General features: G+C 41.8%; 3 protein-coding genes. All 3 read left to right on the forward strand.

Translation table 11 applies throughout. From position 1 onward, the window contains the following. The coding region (locus tag V7L20_RS04695; protein WP_334742949.1) for a TonB-dependent siderophore receptor at nt 1-2151 on the forward strand (2151 nt) is incomplete at its 5' end. 131 nt (nt 2152-2282) lie between these two features. Further along, on the forward strand, nt 2283-3170 hold the full coding sequence (locus V7L20_RS04700) for an iron-siderophore ABC transporter substrate-binding protein (protein ID WP_334742950.1): 888 nt from the start codon (nt 2283-2285) through the stop codon (nt 3168-3170). A 305-nt stretch (nt 3171-3475) separates the two neighbouring features. Further along, nucleotides 3476-4087 (forward strand): ABC transporter substrate-binding protein (locus V7L20_RS04705; protein ID WP_334742951.1); only part of this gene is annotated, 612 nt, incomplete at its 3' end.

Below are 4087 nucleotides of genomic sequence, written 5' to 3' on the forward strand. Positions count from 1 at the left end.
CCAGTAGTTGAGTTGTTTGATAGTCAGACTGAGGGGTTGGTATTTGGAGTAACTCCGACTGCAACAACTGCACAACAACCAACGCCCTCACAGCAGACAAAGCCTGAGAACCAACCACCAATTGAATTAGAGGTAACTGCTCCACCAGACACGGATTATCGCGTCCCTGATGCCACGACAGGAACGAGAACTCTGACACCAAACCGCGATATTCCCCAAACGGTTCAAGTTGTCCCAAGAGCAGTAATTGAAGACCAAGCAGACAAGCGTGTTGGCGATGTGCTGAGAAATCTTGGTATTGGTCAGAACGCAGAACCAAGCCGCCTTGGTGAGAGTGTGATTATTCGTGGTTTCGATGTTGAGGCTTTAAATACTCTCAGGGATGGTTTGAGAGATAATCTCACTAGTTTTATTGCCACTCCATTTCAAAATGACCTTGCCAATATAGAACGGATAGAGGTGCTACGTGGACCTGCTTCAGTGCTTTACGGTAATGGCTCGCCGGCAGGGGTGTATAATTTAATTACTAAACAGCCCTTGAGTACACCTTACTACTCAATAGAGGGTAATGTCGGAAGTTATAGCTTATATAAATCTTCCCTAGACTTCACAGGTCCTTTAACGACTGACAAAAAGCTTTTGTACCGCGTCAATGCTGACTACGAAAATTCCGGCAGTTTTATTAATAATGCCTACTACGAGCGGACTTTCTTTGCACCCGTGATTACTTGGCAGCCGAGTCGTGACACAAAGCTGACTATATCCGGGGAGTATCTTAATTCACGACAATTGGAAATCAATCCTTTAGGGTTACCCGCAATTGGAACAATTCTACCTAATCCCAATGGCAAAATTCCTCCTAACACCTATGTGGGAGATCCGACACGAGACAAAGTGAAGGTGACAGTAGGACGAGCTGGCTATAAATTTGAGCATAATTTTAGTGAAAAGTGGTCTTTGTACAATAGCTTGAGCTATGCGTTTGTAGAGCGACCTTACAGTACCGACACCCAACCAACGAGTTTACAGGCAGATAACCGTACAGTCAATCGCTTTAACCAGGTCTGGGGTCCCACTACCATCAGCAACTTTTCTCAAGATACTCATGTAGTGGGTAAGTTCAACACTTTTGGTCTAGAAAACCAACTGCTCTTTGGCATTGATTGGTATCAGCGTATAGTTTCACCCTACAGCTGGACATTACGAACTTTTCCGGCACTTGACGTTTACAATCCAGTTTATGGGGGAACACCAGGAGATATTTTTGCGACTCGTAAAAATAAGGAGAGACTCGATCAATTAGGAGTTTATATTCAAGACCAATTAGCTCTTGCACCTAACTTGAAGTTGGTCTTGGGTGGACGCGGTGACTTTGTGGATGAAAAGACGACCGCCACAACCTTGAATAACCCTACAAGTGTTAGTGAGCAATCTGACTCAGCGTTTAGCCCACGCTTGGGCATTGTCTATCAACCGATTCCACCTGTTTCACTCTATGCCAGCTACAGTCGCTCTTTTGATCAGGCGATCGGTACAAGTGCCAACGGCAATACCTTTGTGCCTACACGCGGTACTCAGTATGAAGTTGGAGTCAAAACCGACTTGCTCAATAGTAAGTTATCTGCAACACTCGCTTTGTACCAACTCACCCAAAGCAACATTGTAACAACAGACCTCAACGATCCCAACTTCGCGCTCCAGGTCGGCGAGCAGAGAAGTAGAGGTGTTGAGCTATTTTTCACCGGGGAACTTGCCCCAGGGTGGAATATTATTGCCGCTTACAACTATACTGATGGTCGTGTGATTCGTGACAACACTTTTAAAGTTGGAAATTTACTCGCTAACACTCCAGAAAATAGCGCTTCTTTATGGACAACTTATATTATCCCTAAAGGTGAATTGCAAGGTTTCGGGGGTGGATTAGGTGTGTTCTATTTTGGTGACAGGCAAGGTGATTTGACCAACACTTACACGTTGCCGAGTTATGTTCGCACCGATGCTGCTTTATACTACCGCCACAACCAATTCCAGGCAGCACTCAATTTCAAAAATCTGTTTGATGTTCTTTATTATGAAGGTGCTTTTAATATTAATCGGGTTTTTCGGGGTGAACCGTTCGAGGTAGAGGCAACTTTAAAGTGGCAATTGTAAAAGTAACAATCATACAAAAGTGGCTATCTTTAATGGCATTGTTACTACTTTTATTATTGTGTAGTTGTAATTTGTGGACGTTATCAGCTAACAAAAGTTATCTGTTAACTAAGTCACCTAATAAAACAAATATGCGCGTGGTTAAACACGTCATGGGTGAAACGATGGTTCCTGCCCATCCACAACGAGTTGCTGTTTTGATGCCTGCTTTAGTAGAACCTACTTTTGCTTTGGGAGTCAAGCCCATTGCTGCCCCAAAAAATACTGTCTCTGACTTGCAGCAATTAGTAGGCAAGCTTAAAGATATTGAAGATATTAATTTTGAATCACCGAATCTAGAGAAACTTTTACGAATCAAGCCAGACTTGATTTTAGGCTTTAGTTCCCATCAAGATATCTACAATATGTTGTCTCACATTGCACCTACAGTTTTAGGTACTTTTGACCGAAATGCACCGTGGAAAGGGTTCTTGGCTTTTACTGCTGATGCCTTGGGAAAAACTAACTTAGCACAGCAGTTAATGGCTAATTACTATACACGTTTAGCACAGTTAAAAGCTTCTATGAGTCAGCATCGATTAACTACGGTTGTATCAATAGCTGAATTGCGTAGTGATGGGCTTTTTCTACCGGAAGCTGCTTCTTTTGAAGGAGAAGTTTTCCGCGATGCTGGTATTCAACGTCCGCCAAATCAGTTACTCAGTTTTGAAAAGAGCGTCCGCTTGCGCTTAGGAGGACGCTATGCTTTTCTTCCCATATCTGAGGAACTTTTGCACGAAGTTGATGGAGATATCTTATTTCTAGTTAAGGATTGGTCAGCAGCAAGTCCAAATCTTGATTTAATACAGCAGCATTTGCTGGCATCTCCACTATGGCATAAGTTAAAAGTTGTGCAACGCTCAAAGGTTTATGAAGTTGGCTCTTATTGGCGTGGTATGGGTCCAATCTCCGCAAACCTAATTATAGATGATTTATTCCGATATTTAACAAAACCAGTGAAACCAACTACCACACAATAACTCTGCTGTAGTCAATACTAATATCTACAGCAGACTTCGGGCATTTTTTCTTGTAAGTGCCTAATTCTAATTTATCAAGATTTGTTCACCAAAAATATTGGTATTGGTCTTGATAGTTGGTATTGTATTAGCATTCCTGTTGTTAAAAGATAAAGGCTGATTGCTGAACAATCTTTATCATATTTTGTGGTGTGCTGACTTCATGTTCTTTATTACCAAGGCGCGTACAATTTTAATCGTGTTTTTCGAGGTGAACCTTTCGAGGTAGAGGCAACTTTAAAGTGGCAATTGTAAAAGTAACTATTATGCAAAAGCGGTTATTTGTAATAGTATTGTTGCTACTTTTATTGTTGTATGGTTGTAACTTATGGAGATTCCCAACTAATAAAGATTATCTATTAACTAAATCACCCAATAAAACAAATATGCGCGTGGTTAAACACGTCATGGGTGAAACTATGGTTCCTACCCATCCACAACGGGTTGCTGTTTTGGTTCCCGCTTTAGTAGAACCTACTTTTGCCTTGGGAGTCAAGCCCATTGCTGCCTCAAAAGATGCTGTAGATGACTTACAGCAATTAGTAGGCAAGCTTAAAGATATTGAAGATATTGGTTTTGAATCACCGAATCTGGAGAAACTTTTACGAATCAAGCCAGACTTGATTTTAGGCTTAAGTTCCCATCAAGACATCTACAATATGTTGTCTCACATTGCACCTACAGTTTTAGGTACATTTGACCCAAATGCACCGTGGAAAGGGTTCTTGGCTTTTACAGCCGACGCTTTGGGAAAAACTGACTTAGCACAGCAGTTAATGGCTGACTATTATAGACGTTTAGCACAGTTAAGAACTTCCATGAGTCAGCGTCGATTAACTACGGTTGTATCGGTAGTCGAATTGCGTAGTGATGGGTTT

The organism is Nostoc sp. (assembly GCF_036916735.1).
Lineage (GTDB): Bacteria > Cyanobacteriota > Cyanobacteriia > Cyanobacteriales > Nostocaceae > Nostoc.

Bases quoted from the DNA above. Each gene is read 5' to 3' on its own strand.
- V7L20_RS04700 (WP_334742950.1), top strand. From the start codon at position 2,283: ATGCGCGTGGTTAAACACGTCATGGGTGAAACGATGGTTCCTGCCCAT.